This is a genomic window from Microcoleus sp. Pol12B4 (assembly GCF_036701385.1).
Taxonomy (GTDB): domain Bacteria; phylum Cyanobacteriota; class Cyanobacteriia; order Cyanobacteriales; family Microcoleaceae; genus Microcoleus.
In genome coordinates this window covers 1-17,239 of sequence record NZ_JAUBQR010000145.1, presented here as the reverse complement: position 1 = coordinate 17,239, position 17,239 = coordinate 1, and the positions used below count along the sequence as shown (strand labels likewise).

Here is a 17,239-nt window from a genome sequence, read left to right as displayed (position 1 = left end):
GGCCAACCCACAAAACAAATTAACACCGCCCAGCGAGTTTGAATATCCAAACCTTGGCGAACCGCCACAATTACAGCTAGCAAACTCCACACAGCTAATATCCGCTCAATTCCTTCTCCCAGCAAGGGAATTAACGTTAAAAAATTCAGCACTTGTGGGGCGTAGGCAAACCCGATCGGAACCAACAACTCCCTATAAGCTACGTGGCCCGGTTTCAGCCACTCCCCGATTTTAAAGATAGTAAAAGTCCAAAAATAGTAACCCCCCGCAATTGCCAAACCATCTATCCAAAGTGCTAAAAATAACACTGATAGCTCAGTTCGATTGATTAACAAAATAACGGCACTTCCCAAAACGCGGGACAGCGCAGCTAAAATTACAATTGTTAAAGCTATTCGCTTAGTTCTGCCAGTGTAGGGAGTTTTTTCGTAAAAATTGCCGTTCAAAGAAAGTGCGTTCCAAAGCGTTGCCCCCAAACCTGCAATTGAATCTTCTCCCTTCACGTTGAACTCCTGCTCCTCAAGATAGTTGACAACTTTTACAAAATAAGCTCTAATACAGCAGAATCACCGAACAATTTCTAGGTAATTAAGTAATTAATTGGCATTCTACCAGATTTTATTAAATGCTAAGATTGATTTTGCGGATACTTGCATGGCTGCGCGGGGGAAGTTTAAATTTGTTGCTCATCGCAGGTGTAATTTTGATAATTTGGGGCATTCTTTCGCCGGTGGGGACTGTTATATGGTGGCTGAATCAAAGTGCCGAAACTTTTGGTATCAAGAAAAGTCCACCGGAGATATTGCCATCTAAGAAGGGCAATCTAGAAGCGCGTAAGTCTTCGCCACTTAATTGCTATATCATCTTTTTACCGGGAGTTGGCGATTTTTCGGGGGACGAATTAACCCCGGGCGAAGAGTTGTTTCTGAAGCGCTTAGTTAAAAGTCACCCGCAATGCGTAGCAGTGGGCGATGTTTTTCCTTACTCAGTTTCTAACAAAAGTTTAGGAGGAGAGCGGTGGCTAGCTCCTTTTTGGCGGTTTGCAGAACAGGCAAAAAAAGGGCCGATTGCGGGGAATATATTCATTAAAATTCGCAATCTCTGGAGGTTTGCAATTTCTCTAGATTATCGCTACGGCTTTGCATACAATCAGGGAATAGCTAATGCAATTATCGAGCGGATGAATGCTCAATCTCCCATTTCAGTTAATTCTCCACAACCTTTGAAAGTTATTTTAATTGGCACTAGCGGCGGCGCACAAGTTGCTTTAGGTGCTACTCGTTATCTTAAAGAATGGCTGAAGGCCGAAATTACGGTTGTTTCGGTTGGGGGCGTGTTTTCGGGAGAAAATGGTTTTGCAGAAGCCGATCGCATTTTCCACTTTCGCGGCACTCGCGATTCAATTGAGGATATTGGCGGCATAGTTTTTCCGAGTCGCTGGTACTGGTACGCCACTTCTCCTTTCAATCAAGCTCGTTTGCAAGGCCGCTATGCAGAAGCTTTGAGTGGCCCTCACAAGCACGACGGCGATGATGGATATTTTGGGGAAAATCTGGCGGCGGACGGTAAAAAGTATGTAGATATAACCCTGGACAAGATTAATCAATTGCCTGTTTGGTCTGAGGGCGCGTCCGATTGATGAGTTCTTGCATATTCGATAAGCTGTCGCGCATTTAAATTGTATATTCAGGGCGGGCGGGACGCCCAACCCCTACTCCCCACAAGAATTGATTTTTTTTGACATGAATTTAAATGCAGAACAGCTTAGTCATTAGTTATTAATTGTGTCATTGTTGGTTGTGCGTCGCTTGAAACTTGGCCTTGTTGCCTTCCAGTCTCTACCTCGAATTCGCAATTCCCGATGCCCGATGCCCAATTCCCAATTCCCAATTCCTAATTCCCTATTATCAATGTCTCGACCAACATTATATATTGCCATCACGAATCACGGATTCGGCCACGCTGTCCGAGCCTCCTCCGTAGCTGCAAAAATTCAAGAATTAAATCCAGATATTTTACTAATTATGACAACAACTGCACCTCGTTGGCTGCTAGAATGTTACATTGGCGGTGACTTTATCCACCGTCCCCGGGCTTTTGATGTGGGTGTGGTGCAAGCTGACAGTTTGAATATGGATAAAGACGCGACGCTGGAAAAATTGCGGGAAATTCGGAAAAAGCAAAATTCCCTAATTGCAAGCGAAGTTAATTTTATCAAGCAAAATCGGGTGGGTTTGGTGCTGGCAGATATTCCTCCTTTGGTAACGCGAATGGCGGCAGCGGCTGGGGTTCCCTGCTGGATGATGAGCAATTTTGGGTGGGATTTTATCTATCGAGATTGGGGCGGGGAATTTGTAGAAATGGCAGATTGGATTGGTGAATGTTTCGGGATGTGCGATCGGCTTTTTCGTCTTCCTTTGCACGAACCGATGACAGCTTTTCCAAATATTCAAGATGTGGGCTTGACTGGCGGCAATCCTCGCTACAGTAACGAAAAAATTCGGGAAGTATTCGGCATCGAAACACCGCTGGAAAAAACTGTATTGTTGACTTTCGGCGGATTGGGTTTAGAGGAAATTCCTTATCAAAATTTACAGCAATTTAGCGACTGGCAATTTATTACTTTTGATGCGGGAGCTCCTGATTTGCCGAATTTGATTTATGTCAAAAATCAAGAGTTTGCACAATCTTTCCCGATTTTACCTCGTCCGGTTGATATTATGCCTGTCTGCGGGCGCTTAGTTTCTAAACCGGGATACAGCACTTTTGCGGAAGCTTTGCGCTTGGAAATACCTGTTGTTTCTATAATGAGAGAAGGTTTTGCAGAAGCTGCGGTGTTGCTGGAAGGGATTCAAAATTATGCGGAACATCAAATTTTGACGGCGAGGGAGTTTTTTGAGGGGGATTGGGAGTTTTTGCGACAACCGCTGCATCCACCCCGTTTGTCGGGTAAATTGGATAAAAATGGTACGGAGGCGATCGCCCAAGCTGTTGTAGACTATTTTTCATAAGTGCGATTAGAAATCGATCTTATACAAACAAAGTCTACCTCCGCCGACAGAAGAGTTTTGCATCAGTCTCATCCAAAATCTAAAATCTAAAATCGAATGAATCACTATCAACAGATACTCAAGATTCAAACTACAGGGAAATCTCTGTCCAAAATCACTCCTAAGATAGAAGATGTGGTGGCGAATTCAGGTATTAAAACGGGACTTTGTAGTTTATTTTTGCGCCATACTTCTGCTAGTTTGGTGATTCAAGAAAATGCTGACCCGGATGTACTTAAGGATTTGGCTAACTTTTTGGCTCAACTGGTACCGGAGGACGATCGCTACATTCACGATGCCGAAGGCCCAGACGATATGCCGGCGCACATTCGCACTGCGCTGACTCATACTTCTGAACAAATCCCGATCGATAGCGGCAGGTTGCTGTTAGGAACTTGGCAGGGAATTTACCTGTGGGAACACCGCCAGCGGGGTCACATTCGCGAATTAGTTGTTCACGTCAGCGGCACTTGATCGGAATTTGTACTTCGCTGATTTTAGTTGCTTCGGGCGTCATCGGGGAATTGTAAAAAAAGCGGCGCGGCGGCCCGACTATTTCGTATTCAGGATGTTCTTGAAGCCAATCTTTGAGTTTCTGGAGGTTATTTTCATAGCTTTCCCAAGTGTAGGCCCCCCGCACACCGATGCTGACAACCGTCATCGGCGAAGTATCCGTGACTTCTACAGCGGAGTTAACGCTGCTGGGGGCGATATTTGGTGTGGGATAGAGGAACGAAACTTCAGCTTGGGGAACCGCATCGATTGCCCCGTAAGTTTCCGTGTAGCGCACTTCTACTGGCGTTGTCATCGCAATTTGGTTGTTGCTGATGTGTTGAAATAAGGGATTGAAAGCGATGCCAGTTGCTTGTGGCAAATCGCCCGCGTGGGTGTAGGTGACAGCGCGGTAGTGAGGATATTGCTTAACTTCTATGACCCCAATCTGTGCGGGTTCAGGGAATCCAGTAGGTAATACCATTTGAGATTTAAAAGTTTAGATTGTACATTGAAGAATGGGGAAGACTGACTCCGCAAGGGTTTGGAACTTGCTTGCAGTTGCATGGTTTTTGGCAACTGGTATAAATAGGCTGAGATTGTTTGCAGACAATCGTTCAGGTGGCACAATTAGTTTAGCAGTTATTTAAGGCGCTGCTAACTATCGATCGCCTAGAATTAGTTTAGAGATTATTAATTAACCTCGTAATAATACGGACGGCACTGAGTAAGCAGAGAAACATTAATCTAGTTGTGCTTGAAAAATTAGCGTTTTTCAGGTGTTTGCTATTTGTGTCGGAAAATATTCGGCTGTTGGGCCGATCGAGCTGTGCGTTCTTAGTTATTGCTACGCTTATCGCGTTCAGTAACGTCGATCAATTATACTGCTTTCAGGGAATGACGTATGAAAAAGATTCTAGTGATTGAGGACGAGCAAGTAATTCGGGAAAATATTCTCAAACTCCTCAAAGCTGAAGGTTTCGACGTGACGGGTGCAGAAAATGGATCGCAAGGTTTATATGCGGCGGTGTCAAATCTTCCCGACGTGATTATTTGCGACGTGATGATGCCAGAACTTGACGGGTATGGGGTACTGATGGCCTTGCGATCTAATCCTGTTACTGCTACAGTACCTTTTGTTTTTCTCACTGGTAAAGCCGATCGCTCTGAGATGCGGCAAGGTATGGAATTGGGCGCAGATGATTACCTGACTAAACCTTTTAGTAAAGCTGAACTTGTGGGTGCGATATCGAGTCGCTTGAAAAAACAAGAAGCTGTCGCCGAACAGTACAATACTTTGCGAGGGCAAGGCAGCGAATTTATCGAAAATACTGCCGACAAATTAGAACACATAAAAACCAGTTTGTGCAACGCACTGGAACGAGAAGAATTCCAAGTTTACTATCAGCCGCAAGTCAATGTCCAGACAGGTAAGATTATGAGCGCAGAAGCTTTAGTGCGCTGGGTACATCCAGAAAAAGGGCTGATTTCGCCCGCAGAATTTATTCCCCATGCCGAAGAAACTGGCTTCATTGTACAGTTAGGCGAGTGGGTTTTGCAGACAGCTTGCACGCAAATGCAACTTTGGCAAAATGCTGGTTTTCCGCTCCGAATAGCGGTAAATCTGTCGCCGCGCCAATTTCACCAACCTGATCTCAGCAGCAGAGTTGCCCAAATTTTAGCAGAAACTGGTTTGGAAGCGAGCAGTTTGGAATTAGAGCTGACAGAAAGTTTGATGGTAGAAGATGCCGAAAGTGCGATCGCTACTTTGCACCATTTGAAAAATTTGGGAGTTTGTATATCTCTTGACGATTTCGGAACTGGGTATTCTTCTTTAAGCTATCTGACGCAATACCCCTTCGATACTTTAAAAATAGACCGCTGTTTTATCAGCAATATCACTGATGGTTGCACCAATGCAGCGATTGTGAAAGCTATTATTGAAATGGCGCACAGTCTATGTCTTGAGGTAATTGCTGAAGGAGTTGAAACAGAAGCAGAAAAGGATTTTCTATGGCGCCATAAGTGCGATATAATGCAAGGATATTTGTTCAGTCCTCCTTTGGCAGCAGCGGATTTTGCCCAGTTGTTGGTGACAGGAAAATAAAATATTTATTAAGTCAATCTTGGTTCTATAATTAAGTGCGATCGTCAGGGTGGGATATGATGGAAGAATCAAGAAGTAACGTTGACTCACTTAAATCAAGCAATAAAAAAAATAAGGAGTTTTACCTAGCTGTTCAACTAGCTCTACTAATATTTTTACTAGCTATTGTGTCCAAATTTTTTGTCATTGTCAACGCTGGAGAACGGGGCGTAATGATGCAATTTGGGAAAGTCCAAGAACAGGTACTCGGAGAAGGAATTCACGTAATATTGCCCACAGTTTATACTGTAAAGAATTTAACAGTTAGGGTACAAAAACAGGAAAGTTCCGCTGAAGCTTCCTCAAAAGATTTACAAGATGTTTTCACAGATGTAGCACTCAATTGGCATATTATCCCAGAAGAAGCAAATGCTATTTTTCAACAAATAGGTGACGAAAAAGAAGTTGTTGCTCGCATTATAGAGCCGGCTGTTGAAGAAGTATTAAAAGCAGTTATGGCTAAATACACGGCTGAAGAGATTATTACTAAACGGGGAGAAGTTAAAGCCGCCGTTGATGATTCTTTGACCTTGAGGCTGGTTACGTATCACATTGCAGTTGATGATATTTCTTTAGTACACGTTCACTTTTCTGAGCGGTTTAGCGAGGCAGTGGAGGCGAAACAAATTGCCGAACAGGAGGCAAAAACAGGAGAGTTTTTAGCGCTAAAGGCAGTAAAACAGGCCGAGGCTAAGGTGAATTTAGCCAAGGGAGAAGCCGAGGTGCAAAGGTTGCTGCGGGACAATTTGACTCCCGAACTTTTGGAAAGGCAGGCTATAGAAAAATGGGATGGGAAATTGCCGCTGATTATGGGTGATGGGGGTAAAAATTTATTGGACTTAAGGAAATTGGTTGAAAGATAATTATAATCCTGGATGCAGGGGTGGCCAGAAACCGGGTTTCTTTACGAAAATACAGGGAGTTTAGCTTTTTATGTGGGTGAAAAATCCCCTTCTTGAGTATTCGTGCGGCAGTCCTGAATTACCAATTACCAGCACCTTAAGTTAATATCTGTTCAAAAGCTTTAGTAATTCTAGTTTGAAAACGCTGTCGGTGCTTCAGTTTTAAAACAGGTTTAATTATTTTAAAACATACATTAGAGCTTGGTTGGCTATCTATAATTTTAATCGCTCGCAGTGTAGATAGCTGCACTTCTTTTTTTACCATCAATTCAGGAATAGCCGCTGCACCTGTGCCACTTTCCACCACTGCTTTTACCATTTCACTACTGTTCAAAACTAAAGTTACATTCAATTCATGGGGATTAATGCCCCAACTTTGCAAAGCTTGTTCCAACATTTGCTGGACTCCAGAACCAGCTTCTCGCATCACCCAGTCTGTTTGTGCAATTTCCGTTAAACTCACCTCTGCCCGTTCAAACCAAGGGTGAGATTGGCCAACTACAATCAGCAAGCGTTCGCTGCCTACAACTTCTTCCTCCAGAGTGTTCTTAAGCGAAGCTTTGATGTCTCCCGTCACTAAACCTAAATCAAAAGTTCCCGTCGCCGTCCCCGCACAAATTTCTTCGGCATTTGCCAGAGTACAATTCACGGAAATACCAGGATATTTCTGTTTGAACTTGCTAAGTTTATCAGGCAACCAATAATTGCCAATGGTCAGACTGCAACCCAATTTTAAATCGCCTCGCTGCAAGTCGTTCAACTCCCGCAAACCTCTCTCAGTCAAAGCAACTTGGTCGAGAATTTTCTGAGTTTCAACTTGCAGCAACTTTCCAGCATCTGTGATTTCGATGCGGCGGCCGATGCGGTGAAATAGTTTTACTCCGTATTGCGCCTCTAAGCTTTGGATTGTCGCGCTGACAGCAGGTTGGGTGATGTAAAGTTCCTCCGCTGCGCGGCTGAAGTGCAGGTGTTCCGCGACAGCTAGAAAAACTCGCAGTTGGTCAAGTGTCATTCCGGCCATGCTGAGTAACCTTTTACTAAATACACTTATTTTTTGAAATAAAAATCTTTTGCGGCTTAACTTTGACCTGAACTTTTCGACTCTATTGTACAGATTGGAATTCCCAGAAAAGCACGGTTGCCAGCCGCTGTTTACATTTTCCTTTTAACATCAAGGGTTTGGGCTGGTGGCGAAAGATAGGTCTCGTCTTTCAACAGTTATTTTGCCACGGCACTGCATCACTTGTATTTATTAATTCGATAAAGAACAACATTTGATTCTACCTGTCAAGAGCCTTAAGGTGATACTTAAGCTTCTAACGCAGGGCCCGATGCTGAAGCAGCACCGACAAGTTTAAGCCGATCGCCAAAAGTCGATCGACAAAAAGAGAGAAGATAAATGACCAAGAAAACGCCAAAAAATCACAGTACACACGGCTTAAAGCCGGACTGCCTCTCCTTCGGTGAGGTTTTAGCTCAATCCTTTGCCGTCATTGCACCTACAACTATACCAGCATCTAATATAGGGTTAATTGTCGCTCTTTCAGGTAACGGGGCTTGGCTGAGCTTTCTCATCGGCTTGATAGGCCTAGTATTTGTCAGCATCAATATCAACCAATTTGCGAGTCGATCGGCTTCTGCAGGTTCTCTTTACTCTTATATTGTTAAAGGACTAGGCCCGACTGCAGGCGTAATTTGCGGCTGGAGTTTGGTACTGGCTTATCTATTTACTGCGATGGCCGTTTTGTGTGGTTTTGCCAACTTTACGGGTACTTTCATCGGTCATTTAGGCATCCATCCGTCACCGATTACGCTGTTAGCGATCGGGGCTGGCATTGCTTGGTATGCAGGTTACAAAGATATCCAGCTTTCAGCTATGGCGATGCTGTGGCTAGAGGGGGCATCAGTGGCGGCGATCGCACTTTTAGGAATTATCATCTGGGCGCACAAAGGTTTTGCCTTAGATATGTCGCAACTGACTTTAGAAGGCGTAACTCCGGGGAACATAGCGACGGGGCTTGTCTTAGTAATGTTTGGTTTCTCTGGTTTTGAAAGTGCTACATCTCTGGGCGACGAAGCGAAAAAACCCTTAAAAAATATCCCTAGGGCTGTCATGGGCAGTGCTGTCATGGCAGGCTTATTCTTCATTTTGATGACCTATATTGAGGTTTTGGGTTTTAGCGGTACTGGGGTTTCTATTACTAATACTGAAGAACCTCTGACTTTTCTAGCGCAACAAGTGGGCATGGGCTGGTTGGGAGAGTTAGTGGCTTTAGGCGCTTTATTTAGCTTTTTTGCTTGCGTACTTGGCAGCATCAATCCAGCAGCGAGAGTGTTTTTTATGATGGCGCGGCACGGTTTGTTTCACTCTTCATTAGGTGTAGCGCATTCATCTAATAGAACTCCCCACGTTGCAGTAACGATGTGTACATTTCTGACATTTCTTGTGCCGGCTGTGATGTCTATGTTTAACATCAAACTGTTCGATTGTATGGGTTATTTGGGGGCAATTTGCAGCTACGGATTTTTAACCGTGTACGTCTTAATTTCGATCGCTGCTCCGGTTTACCTGCACAAAATTGGTAAATTGCGCGTGCGAGATGTGCTATTCTCGGTGGCAGCGATCGCATTTATGATGATTCCGGTTGCAGGCAGCGTGGGCATTCCAGGCAGCACTATGTTCCCACCTCCAGAAGCTCCTTACGATGCGTTTCCTTACTTGTTCTTGATGTACTTGGTGGCTACTTGCGGATGGTTTTTCTGGCAGCGGCTGCGTTCTCCTGGACTGACGGGATCGATGCAACAGGGTATTGACGCAATTCATGCCAAGTTCGAGGAAGAAAATGCAATTTATGGTGGTGTTCGATTGAAAGCCGTTCCCTTTGACAGCGATCGCTTTTGATTAGCAGTTATCAGTTCGCTGTTTGGAGAAATAGTTTTTAAGCAACGGGGTTTTTCCTGAGATATTGCAGCATTGTCAATAAGCATTTCAAGGGCGTTGCTCAGAGCAACAGCCCACAATAAAATTTAATTTTTGTGGAACGGGCAAGATGCCCGTTCCGAAGATACGATCCCAGCAAGTACAACAAAATAAAAAATATCAGGAGACACAGAAATGAATGAATTACTAACAGCAATTTCTACCGCCATGACTGCTTTTACGGCTACGAATCTAGATGATATTCTGATTCTGCTGCTGTTTTTCTCACAGGTGAATGCAGTATTTCGGCGCAGGCATATCGTCTTCGGTCAGTTTCTGGGCTTTACTGCGCTGGTTTTGGTTAGCCTTCCGGGGTTTTTTGGCCGCTTAATCTTTCCGCCAGATTGGATTGGAATGCTGGGTTTGCTGCCAATTGCGATCGGGCTTAGCCGCTTGCTGAATTCCGAAACTGACGATTCGGAAGCTGAGGCAGAATTAGAGCAATCTGAGAAATCTTTTTTTAGCAGTTTTCTGTCTCCTCAAACTTACAGCGTAGCAGCGGTGACGGTGGCAAATGGGGGCGACAATATCGGCATATATGTGCCGCTTTTTGCTAGCAATACTTTAGAAAGTTTGGCGGTGGTTCTCACTGTATTTTTCGGGATGGTGGGCGTTTGGTGCTACGCTGCTTATCGGTTAATTCAGATGCGGGCGATTGCGGATAATTTGACTCGCTACGGCAATCAGCTTGTGCCTTTTGTTTTGATCGGATTGGGAATGGCGATTCTGGTGAAAAGCGGCACTCTGGCAAGCCCAACTTTAAGTATAATATCTTTAGTTGGTTGCTGTTTCTGTTTGATAACTATGAGTAGAAGTAACGCCAGCGAAACTGAAGTTTAGAAAAATTGTAGAGACAGCACATGAATTGGATTGCAGCAGCGATTATTGCCGGGATTACATCTTTTGCCGCAACCAATATCGACGATATGGTGATTTCGATGCTGTTCTTCGCCCAGGTAAATGATACTTTCCGTCCCCGGCATATCTTTGTCGGTAAGTACCTCGGATTTGCAGCACTCATCGCTGCTAGTTTGCCCGGTTTTTTTGGCGGTTTAATTGTGCCGAAAGCTTGGATTGGCTTGCTGGGTTTGGTTCCGATCGCGATCGGCATCAGTCACTTAGTCAAGAGAGAAAATGAGGAAAATGACGTACAAGCCGTATCTGGCGAATTTAACCGTCAATCTAACTCATCTGTGCTGTCAAAACTCGCCAATCTTTTCAATCCCCAAACTTTGAATGTGGCTGCGGTAACAGTGGCCAACGGGGGAGACAACATCGGCATTTATTTGCCGCTGTTTGCTAGCAGCGATTTGCCGAGCTTGGTGGTAATTTTGGCGGTTTTCTCGGTGATGGTAGGTGTTTGGTCTTATGTCGCTTACCGATTAACTCGCCAAAGGGCGATAGCTCATATTTTGACTCGCTATACCAAGGCTGTTGTCCCTTTTGTATTGATTGGTTTGGGAATATTCATTCTGATTGAAAGTGGTAGTTATCGGCTGCTTCCGGCCTTTCACTCTAACTAGAAATTAGCCCAGCTTCCGAAACTTCCATCCCTCTATAGGTAGATAATTTTTCCGGAATTCATAATTTCTAACTCATCATTTTTACCTTACCAATTGTTTACTTAAAATTGTGTCTAAATTACTTGCCATATATCACCAAGTATGCTAAGTTAGTAATGAACTAATTGACCGAGCTAAAAGCAGCTTCAAACTAATTTAGCCTCGAATTTTTACGAAAGTTCAAGCCATCTTGTGAGCTAGCCAATTGCCAGACTTAGGCAAGAATACACCTTTCATTTCAATAATACTGTAGTGGTGAATCCAACTCAGCTAAAAACTTGAGGAGGAATCCTTAAAATATCGCCCGAACACTTCGCCACTACTCCACGCCGCTCGACTTTGACAATAGGTCTACTCCTAAACCACCAGATTTTTAGATCCTGCAAAATTTGGTTTTTCAGGCAAACCAGTTAAAGAGATATCGTTTTTGCCTAAGTCCTAAGATAGCAAGCAAACATAAAGTTGGAAAAACCCTGACAATCTAGAAAAGGACAAAAATTGTGAAAATCTTCAAATTTGTTTTAGTGCTGTTGGTAATGGCCGCCAATTTAGTATTCGTTCCCCCATCATGGGCCGATGCTCCAAAAACGCCGAAATATGCGAGCAATCCCGATTACATAGAGGTGACTCAAGCTTTGAACACTCTCAGGACAGCGAAAGATGCACCCAATATCGCCCAGACTTATACCCCTGAGCAACTTCAGCAAAAAATCTCTCAATTGGAGTTTCAAAAATACACTTTAGAAACGGGAAAACCTTGGGGTCAGTGCCGCAACGAGACAGGAAAAACCCTAGCAGTGTACGGCCCGAAAGGCAAAAAAGCTGCTTCTTCTAGTTACGAGAATGCCCTTTATTTTCTAGCTGACGGTCAAACAACTGAACATAAATGGGATTGCGATGGAATTTATCTACCCAGCGATATCAAAGCAACTGATTTAAGAACGACCGATCAACCTTCAGAAGAATTGACGGGCGGTCTAGCTGTTAAGATAGTTGACGGAACTCAAGTTGTAGCGAGAGCTAACCCCGATACGGGGGCTGTAGAATTCAACGTTCCTACTGCTAAAGTTTTCCAGTCTGGGGATGCGAATTGGTTTGTTCCTGATGTGACTCAGGCTTACATAGATACACAAGTTCCCAACGCACCTACTGAGGAAAATGATTAGTTTTGGTGAACTTGTAATGCGATCGGCGGTGTAAAGATCAGATCGTCCAACGCACAATTCCGCCGGTATCGAACCCGGCGGATAATCGTACCCGCGAAAATATATCGGTTTCTATTCTTAATTTGGCGTTAAATTTAAAAGGTTTATCTATGCTATTAAATTGGAAATCCACGAAAGTAAATACAGAAAAGACTAAGCGACCAAATCCGTCGCGGGTGCGGGATCACTTAGCAAACGAGCGCACTTATTTAGCATGGATGCGCACAGCAATATCGCTGATGGGTTTTGGCGTAGTTATCGTGCGTCTTCGGACCTTTCATGCCCCTCTACTCCCAACTCCCGGCAATGGCTGGAAGTTGGGTTTGCTTTTTTCAGCAGTCGGTTTGCTGACGGTGTTATTCTCAACTAAGCACTACTTTGGCGTCCGTCACGATATCGATTACGATACTTATGAACCTACGGATCGCTGGGTAATTCTTTTCAGTCTGGCGATCGCCATCCTAGGGGCTGGGGTAATTTATTATATGTTCACCGTTCCTTCTAGCTTAGAAGGTTTGATGGCACCTGAATAATGGTGACCGTTTAAGATGAAGATTAAAGAGTTCGATCGCGTGCAATTATCGTTCAAACCGATGCAAGTAGATGATGAGACACCAAAGCAGCCCAATCTGTCGCGGGTGATCGATCGATCGGCAAATGAGCGCACCTTCTTAGCCTGGATGCGGGCCGCGATCGCCCTCATGGCTTTTGGCGTCGTCATCATCCGACTTCGCGTCGTGCAAATGCCCGTACAGTACCGCCAGGCGATGGGGTGGAAGTTGGGATTAATCTTCTGTCTAATAGGTTGGACGACAGTCTTAATCTCAACTGTGCACTACTTCACCGTTCGCCACCAAATTGACCACGATACGTACAATCCCCCAGACGCCATGGTTTTATTTTTCAGTTTCGCTGTGGGCTTATTGGGAATTGGAGTAATTTATTCGATTTTGGCAACCGCCCTGAGCCCAAGTAGTTTTGTAATACCCGATTGATTGTCAACAGGAGTTAATCATGAACAGCGATATCGTTGCCACGAGTGCTTCCATTCTCATCTTAGGTGCTGCTATCTGGGCAGCATTCGTAGTGCTAGAGACTGTCGCGAAAATAGTCCCTAAATTGCTCGGCGTGACAGTCGCGATCGGGCTTTTGCTCGTTTACCTGCAATATTACTGGGGCATTGATTTAGCATATCTTTGGCAAACTGTCAAGCATTTGCCTGAAGCTTTCAATTTCTCGATCTCAGCCTAAACAGACACCAGCCAGCATTCTCAACAACCTCTCCCTCATCGATATTTTTGTAACCGAAAGAAAGTAGATTGAGGCGATCGACAATAAAATACGGTAACTCGATTGACTTACTAGACATAACTCAGCTTTGCTGCTAAACTACTGTAAGTCGATCGAGTTATGAGATATTAACGTGGAAAACGCTAAAAAAGTCAGTCAAGAGTATCGGCTTGCAGGACAACTGACCCAACAGTTGCCACAAGCTAAGGGCTTTAAGGAAGTCTGGTTTAAAAAAATCAGAGGCGGGTTACTTCTGGGAATTGGATATTTGCTATCACCGCTGTGTTGGTGGAACGACATATTTTTCAATCTGCCAATTGCCTACGCCTTTGGGTATATCTGTAGTGGGCTTTCCCCAGATTTACTGTTTCCTGGCACAATTGTCGGCTACTGGCTTTCCAATATTGTTGGAATTCTGTTGATGCAATTCGGGGCTGTAGATGTTTTTACAGACAAACCCAAGGAAAAAAACCTCAAAAAAGAGTTATTGACGGGTTTAGTTTCCTCAACCGCCTTCACCATTGTCCTTGTGGCCTTGATTCATTTTAATGTTCTCGATACTCCAGATTTATTTGCCGGCAAAGAGTCGGTTAACCTCAGCTCTGTTTTACCTATGACGATAGTCACTTTAAGGTAAAAGGCAGAACATAAACCCATCAATTAATCGAGGGTTTTTAATCAGTTACACAGGTAAATATAATAAAATCAGGGAGCTTTTACACTACATTTATTGTAGGTTTTTTTAATGGCATTTACTGAATTTAACCTAAAATATTGTAGCTAAACACGCTAAAAAAGATAAGCGTTGAAGAGCAAAATTTTTGGTAAAGAATATTTAAATGCGAGTAATATTTTGCCTGTGTTGCTGTGTGGCAGTAGCCGCCCAAGTTTTCTATTTGTTGGTTGGCAGCGCTTAAATACACAGTTTTTGGGCATAACCGTGAACTACTTACTACTATCCTTTCTCAGCTTTTTTGTTGGCATTATCGTTGGTTTGACCGGAGTTGGTGGAGCGTCGCTCATCACCCCAATGTTAATTTTTGTTTTCCAGGTTCCGGCATCAATTGCTATTAGTTCGGATGTCGTAGCTGCTACATTGATGAAAGTTGTTGGCGGCTTTAAACACTGGCAGCAAAAAACCCTAGACTTGCAAGTAGTTAAGTGGCTAGCTTTGGGCAGCGTGCCCGGTTCGCTGACTGGGGTGTGGATTTTACACTGCATCAAATCCAGCGCAATTCAGGACTTAGACAGCATATTGCTGCGCGTTCTTGGAGTAGCGATCGCCCTAATTGTCGCTTTATCGCTGATCCAATTAGCGGTGAAAACATTTTTCCCTAATTTTAAATTGCCTTCGCCCCCTGAATGGGACTTAAATACTAATTATGGTCGTATTTGTACTGTGAGTGCAGCAGCAATTTTAGGCTGCATAGTGGGAATCACTAGCGTGTCTTCCGGTTCGATGTTTGCACTGTTGCTGATTGCTTTTTTCCGCCTGGATACTTCTAAATTGGTGGGGACAGATATTTCGCAGGCGGCAATTTTATTGATGTTTACATCTCTGGGACACCTCAGCCTCGGAACAGTAAACTGGGGTTTAGTTGTGCCAATTTGGTTGGGTTCGGTGCCGGGAGTTTTGGTAGGGGCTAAATTCTGCCAAATTATGCCTCAACGCCCGCTAAAGTTTGCGATTTACGGAATGTTGGCGATGGCTAGTTGGAAATTGTATCAAGTCTAAAAAGTAGGGTAAGGTCAGGAGTATTGCTGTCAACAAATATACGCTTTCGGTGCACTCCGGCAGGGAATTAATTCCCTGCCAGTCTTTCGGGTTAAACTAATAGCAATGTCGCAGTAATGACGAGCGCCCCTACTACGTATTAATAATTGCTGACTAATGCTTCGAGTTCGCTGACTGTCGGCAATTCTAAATCTTTGAACAAGGCTGTACTGAGGTAGCGTTCGCCATAAGAAGGCTGCACAAAAACTATCAATTTTCCTGCATTTTCGGGACGCTTGCCGACTTGAATTGCTGCAAACAAAGCCGCGCCTGCTGAGATTCCTGACAACAATCCTTCTTCTCTAGCTAGTCGGCGGCTGTAGGCGATCGCATCTTCGTCGCTAACTGCAATCACCTCATCAATTAACTCTGGTTTCAACACTTCCGGGATGAATCCTGCACCAATTCCTTGAATTTTGTGAGCACCAGATTTACCTCCAGAAAGCACGGCGCTGGTGGCTGGTTCAACTGCGATCGCCCTAAAACTCGGTTTCCGCTGTTTAATTACCTCAGCAACTCCCGTAATCGTACCACCGGTGCCAACTCCAGCCACTAAAAAATCTACTTTACCTTCTGTATCTTCCCAAATTTCCTCGGCCGTGGTTGCCCGGTGAATTTTCGGATTAGCGGGGTTGCGAAACTGTTGCAGCATGAAAGCATCGGGGGTTTCTTCTACAATTTCTTCCGCACGGGCGATCGCGCTTAACATCCCTTCATGTCCCGGAGTTAATTCCAACCGAGCTCCGTAAGCTTTTAACATCGATCGGCGCTCTAAACTCATCGTATCCGGCATTGTTAAAATCAGACTGTAGCCTTTCGCCGCCGCGATCATTGCCAAAGCTATTCCAGTATTGCCTGAAGTCGGTTCAACTAAAATAGTTTTCCCCGGTTGAATTAGCCCCGCATCTTCTGCCGCCTGAATCATGCTCGCCGCAATCCGATCTTTCACCGAAGCAGCCGGATTCATCCCTTCCAATTTGGCCACAATTTGAGCAACTACTCCTTCGGCTTGGGGAATTTTATTCAGCTGAACTAAAGGAGTTCTGCCAATTATTCCTGTAACATCCTTAGCAATTCTCATGGCTTAATTTCTCTCCCTTTAAATGTAGTACATGGGATGTGCTTGTTTGCGAACATCCCGCTGTTCGCACAAATCTTGTAATGTGTATTTGCCCAAAACAGCCCAAGATGCCTGTTGAGCTTCCTGCCAGATTTCTAGCACCGCAGTTTTTTCTATTGTTACAGATTCCGAAACTTTTTGAGTCGGGCCGCTGCCGTCGCCTTCGAGTGTCGAAAACACCTCTAGCAAAGTAATCTGCCAAGGCTCTTTTGCCAGCAAATAACCGCCTTTAGCGCCCCGCAGACTCTGGACGATACTTGCACGCCGCAGCACGGCAAGAATTTGGTCTAGATAGCGTTCCGGTATCTCTTGAGAAGCAGTAAGTTCGTTTACTGTTAGGGGCGAATCCTTCGGGTGGTGGCTCGCCAGTTCCAAGAGCGCTAACAGGGCATATTCTACTCTAGAAGATAGTTCCACATTCCCCACTGGCGATCGAGTTTAAATTGTACATTGTATTATAGTACATAATTCCGGTAGGCATATAGGTGTTAATATATTTTTATTACAAAAACGGTTAGAGAAATCCCGTGAGCAACGTCAATGTAAGTTTAAGCTGTCGGCACTGTCGGTATTACGAGCAACACGGGCACAGGGGCGGAAACTGCCTGATGCTCGGCGTGGGGGTACAGGGTGGGTGGAAAGCTTGCCCCTTCTTGGTTCCGCCCTTTGCACCGTCTTGGGAATACCCAAAAGCGGGTAGATCCCGAAAGTCTCAAAT

19 protein-coding genes are annotated in these 17,239 nt (G+C 44.5%); 14 read left to right on the top strand and 5 right to left on the bottom strand.

Features of this window, described 5'->3' with window-relative positions:
* A partial coding sequence (locus QUA38_RS19275; RefSeq protein ID WP_333164548.1) for a hypothetical protein occupies window positions 1-503 on the bottom strand: 503 nt, incomplete at its 3' end.
* Between the two features lie 122 nt (window positions 504-625).
* Here QUA38_RS19275 and QUA38_RS19270 point away from each other — a divergent pair.
* The 3 genes from QUA38_RS19270 (at window position 626) to QUA38_RS19260 (ending at window position 3,524) form a co-directional block, all read left to right on the top strand.
* Window positions 626-1,639, top strand: coding sequence for a hypothetical protein (locus QUA38_RS19270; protein WP_333164545.1), 1,014 nt, complete (start codon window positions 626-628; stop codon window positions 1,637-1,639).
* A 271-nt stretch (window positions 1,640-1,910) separates the two neighbouring features.
* The gene (locus QUA38_RS19265) at window positions 1,911-3,011 is read left to right on the top strand and encodes a glycosyl transferase (RefSeq protein WP_333164551.1); all 1,101 of its coding nucleotides are present in this window, start codon (window positions 1,911-1,913) and stop codon (window positions 3,009-3,011) included.
* A 96-nt stretch (window positions 3,012-3,107) separates the two neighbouring features.
* Window positions 3,108-3,524, top strand: coding sequence for a secondary thiamine-phosphate synthase enzyme YjbQ (locus tag QUA38_RS19260; RefSeq protein WP_333164543.1), 417 nt, complete (start codon window positions 3,108-3,110; stop codon window positions 3,522-3,524).
* On the opposite strand, the gene QUA38_RS19255 is transcribed toward QUA38_RS19260, so the two are convergent.
* Window positions 3,511-4,026 (bottom strand): heme-binding protein, encoded by a 516-nt coding sequence (locus QUA38_RS19255; RefSeq protein WP_333164541.1) that lies wholly within the window; start codon window positions 4,024-4,026, stop codon window positions 3,511-3,513. The genes QUA38_RS19260 and QUA38_RS19255 overlap by 14 nt on opposite strands.
* Before the next feature lie 420 nt (window positions 4,027-4,446).
* Between QUA38_RS19255 and QUA38_RS19250 the strand changes: the two genes are divergently transcribed.
* Entirely contained in the window at window positions 4,447-5,649 is a 1,203-nt protein-coding gene (locus tag QUA38_RS19250; RefSeq protein WP_333164539.1) for an EAL domain-containing response regulator, read from the top strand.
* Between the two features lie 56 nt (window positions 5,650-5,705).
* Window positions 5,706-6,551, top strand: coding sequence for a prohibitin family protein (locus tag QUA38_RS19245; RefSeq protein ID WP_445305079.1), 846 nt, complete (start codon window positions 5,706-5,708; stop codon window positions 6,549-6,551).
* Between the two features lie 136 nt (window positions 6,552-6,687).
* On the opposite strand, the gene QUA38_RS19240 is transcribed toward QUA38_RS19245, so the two are convergent.
* Window positions 6,688-7,602: a LysR substrate-binding domain-containing protein gene (locus tag QUA38_RS19240; RefSeq protein ID WP_333164535.1), complete on the bottom strand. Its 915-nt coding sequence runs from the start codon at window positions 7,600-7,602 to the stop codon at window positions 6,688-6,690.
* 387 nt (window positions 7,603-7,989) lie between these two features.
* Between QUA38_RS19240 and QUA38_RS19235 the strand changes: the two genes are divergently transcribed.
* The 9 genes from QUA38_RS19235 to QUA38_RS19195 all read left to right on the top strand — a co-directional run bounded on the left by QUA38_RS19235 (window position 7,990) and on the right by QUA38_RS19195 (window position 15,362).
* Complete coding sequence (locus QUA38_RS19235; RefSeq protein WP_333164533.1) at window positions 7,990-9,492, top strand: APC family permease; 1,503 nt, start codon at window positions 7,990-7,992, stop codon at window positions 9,490-9,492.
* A gap of 213 nt (window positions 9,493-9,705) precedes the next feature.
* On the top strand, window positions 9,706-10,410 hold the full coding sequence (locus QUA38_RS19230; protein WP_333164531.1) for a cadmium resistance transporter: 705 nt from the start codon (window positions 9,706-9,708) through the stop codon (window positions 10,408-10,410).
* A 20-nt stretch (window positions 10,411-10,430) separates the two neighbouring features.
* Entirely contained in the window at window positions 10,431-11,093 is a 663-nt protein-coding gene (locus QUA38_RS19225; RefSeq protein WP_333164530.1) for a cadmium resistance transporter, read from the top strand.
* A 539-nt stretch (window positions 11,094-11,632) separates the two neighbouring features.
* Window positions 11,633-12,298, top strand: coding sequence for a hypothetical protein (locus tag QUA38_RS19220; RefSeq protein WP_333164527.1), 666 nt, complete (start codon window positions 11,633-11,635; stop codon window positions 12,296-12,298).
* Window positions 12,299-12,447: 149 nt separating this feature from the next.
* Entirely contained in the window at window positions 12,448-12,870 is a 423-nt protein-coding gene (locus tag QUA38_RS19215; protein ID WP_333164524.1) for a DUF202 domain-containing protein, read from the top strand.
* A gap of 15 nt (window positions 12,871-12,885) precedes the next feature.
* Window positions 12,886-13,332 carry a DUF202 domain-containing protein gene (locus QUA38_RS19210; RefSeq protein WP_333164522.1) on the top strand — a complete coding sequence of 149 codons (447 nt, stop codon included), beginning with the start codon at window positions 12,886-12,888 and terminating at the stop codon, window positions 13,330-13,332.
* Window positions 13,333-13,351: 19 nt separating this feature from the next.
* Window positions 13,352-13,588 carry a hypothetical protein gene (locus QUA38_RS19205; protein WP_333164520.1) on the top strand — a complete coding sequence of 79 codons (237 nt, stop codon included), beginning with the start codon at window positions 13,352-13,354 and terminating at the stop codon, window positions 13,586-13,588.
* A gap of 172 nt (window positions 13,589-13,760) precedes the next feature.
* A complete protein-coding gene (locus tag QUA38_RS19200; protein ID WP_333164518.1) occupies window positions 13,761-14,264 on the top strand; it encodes a hypothetical protein in 504 nt (167 codons plus the stop codon).
* A 303-nt stretch (window positions 14,265-14,567) separates the two neighbouring features.
* On the top strand, window positions 14,568-15,362 hold the full coding sequence (locus tag QUA38_RS19195; RefSeq protein WP_333164515.1) for a sulfite exporter TauE/SafE family protein: 795 nt from the start codon (window positions 14,568-14,570) through the stop codon (window positions 15,360-15,362).
* Between the two features lie 139 nt (window positions 15,363-15,501).
* Here QUA38_RS19195 and cysK read toward each other — a convergent pair whose 3' ends face one another.
* Together cysK and QUA38_RS19185 are read right to left on the bottom strand one after the other, a co-directional pair.
* The gene (cysK, locus tag QUA38_RS19190; protein WP_333164513.1) at window positions 15,502-16,482 is read right to left on the bottom strand and encodes a cysteine synthase A; all 981 of its coding nucleotides are present in this window, start codon (window positions 16,480-16,482) and stop codon (window positions 15,502-15,504) included.
* A gap of 18 nt (window positions 16,483-16,500) precedes the next feature.
* A complete protein-coding gene (locus QUA38_RS19185) occupies window positions 16,501-16,938 on the bottom strand; it encodes an Rrf2 family transcriptional regulator (RefSeq protein WP_333164511.1) in 438 nt (145 codons plus the stop codon).
* Between the last annotated feature and the right edge of the window lie 301 nt (window positions 16,939-17,239).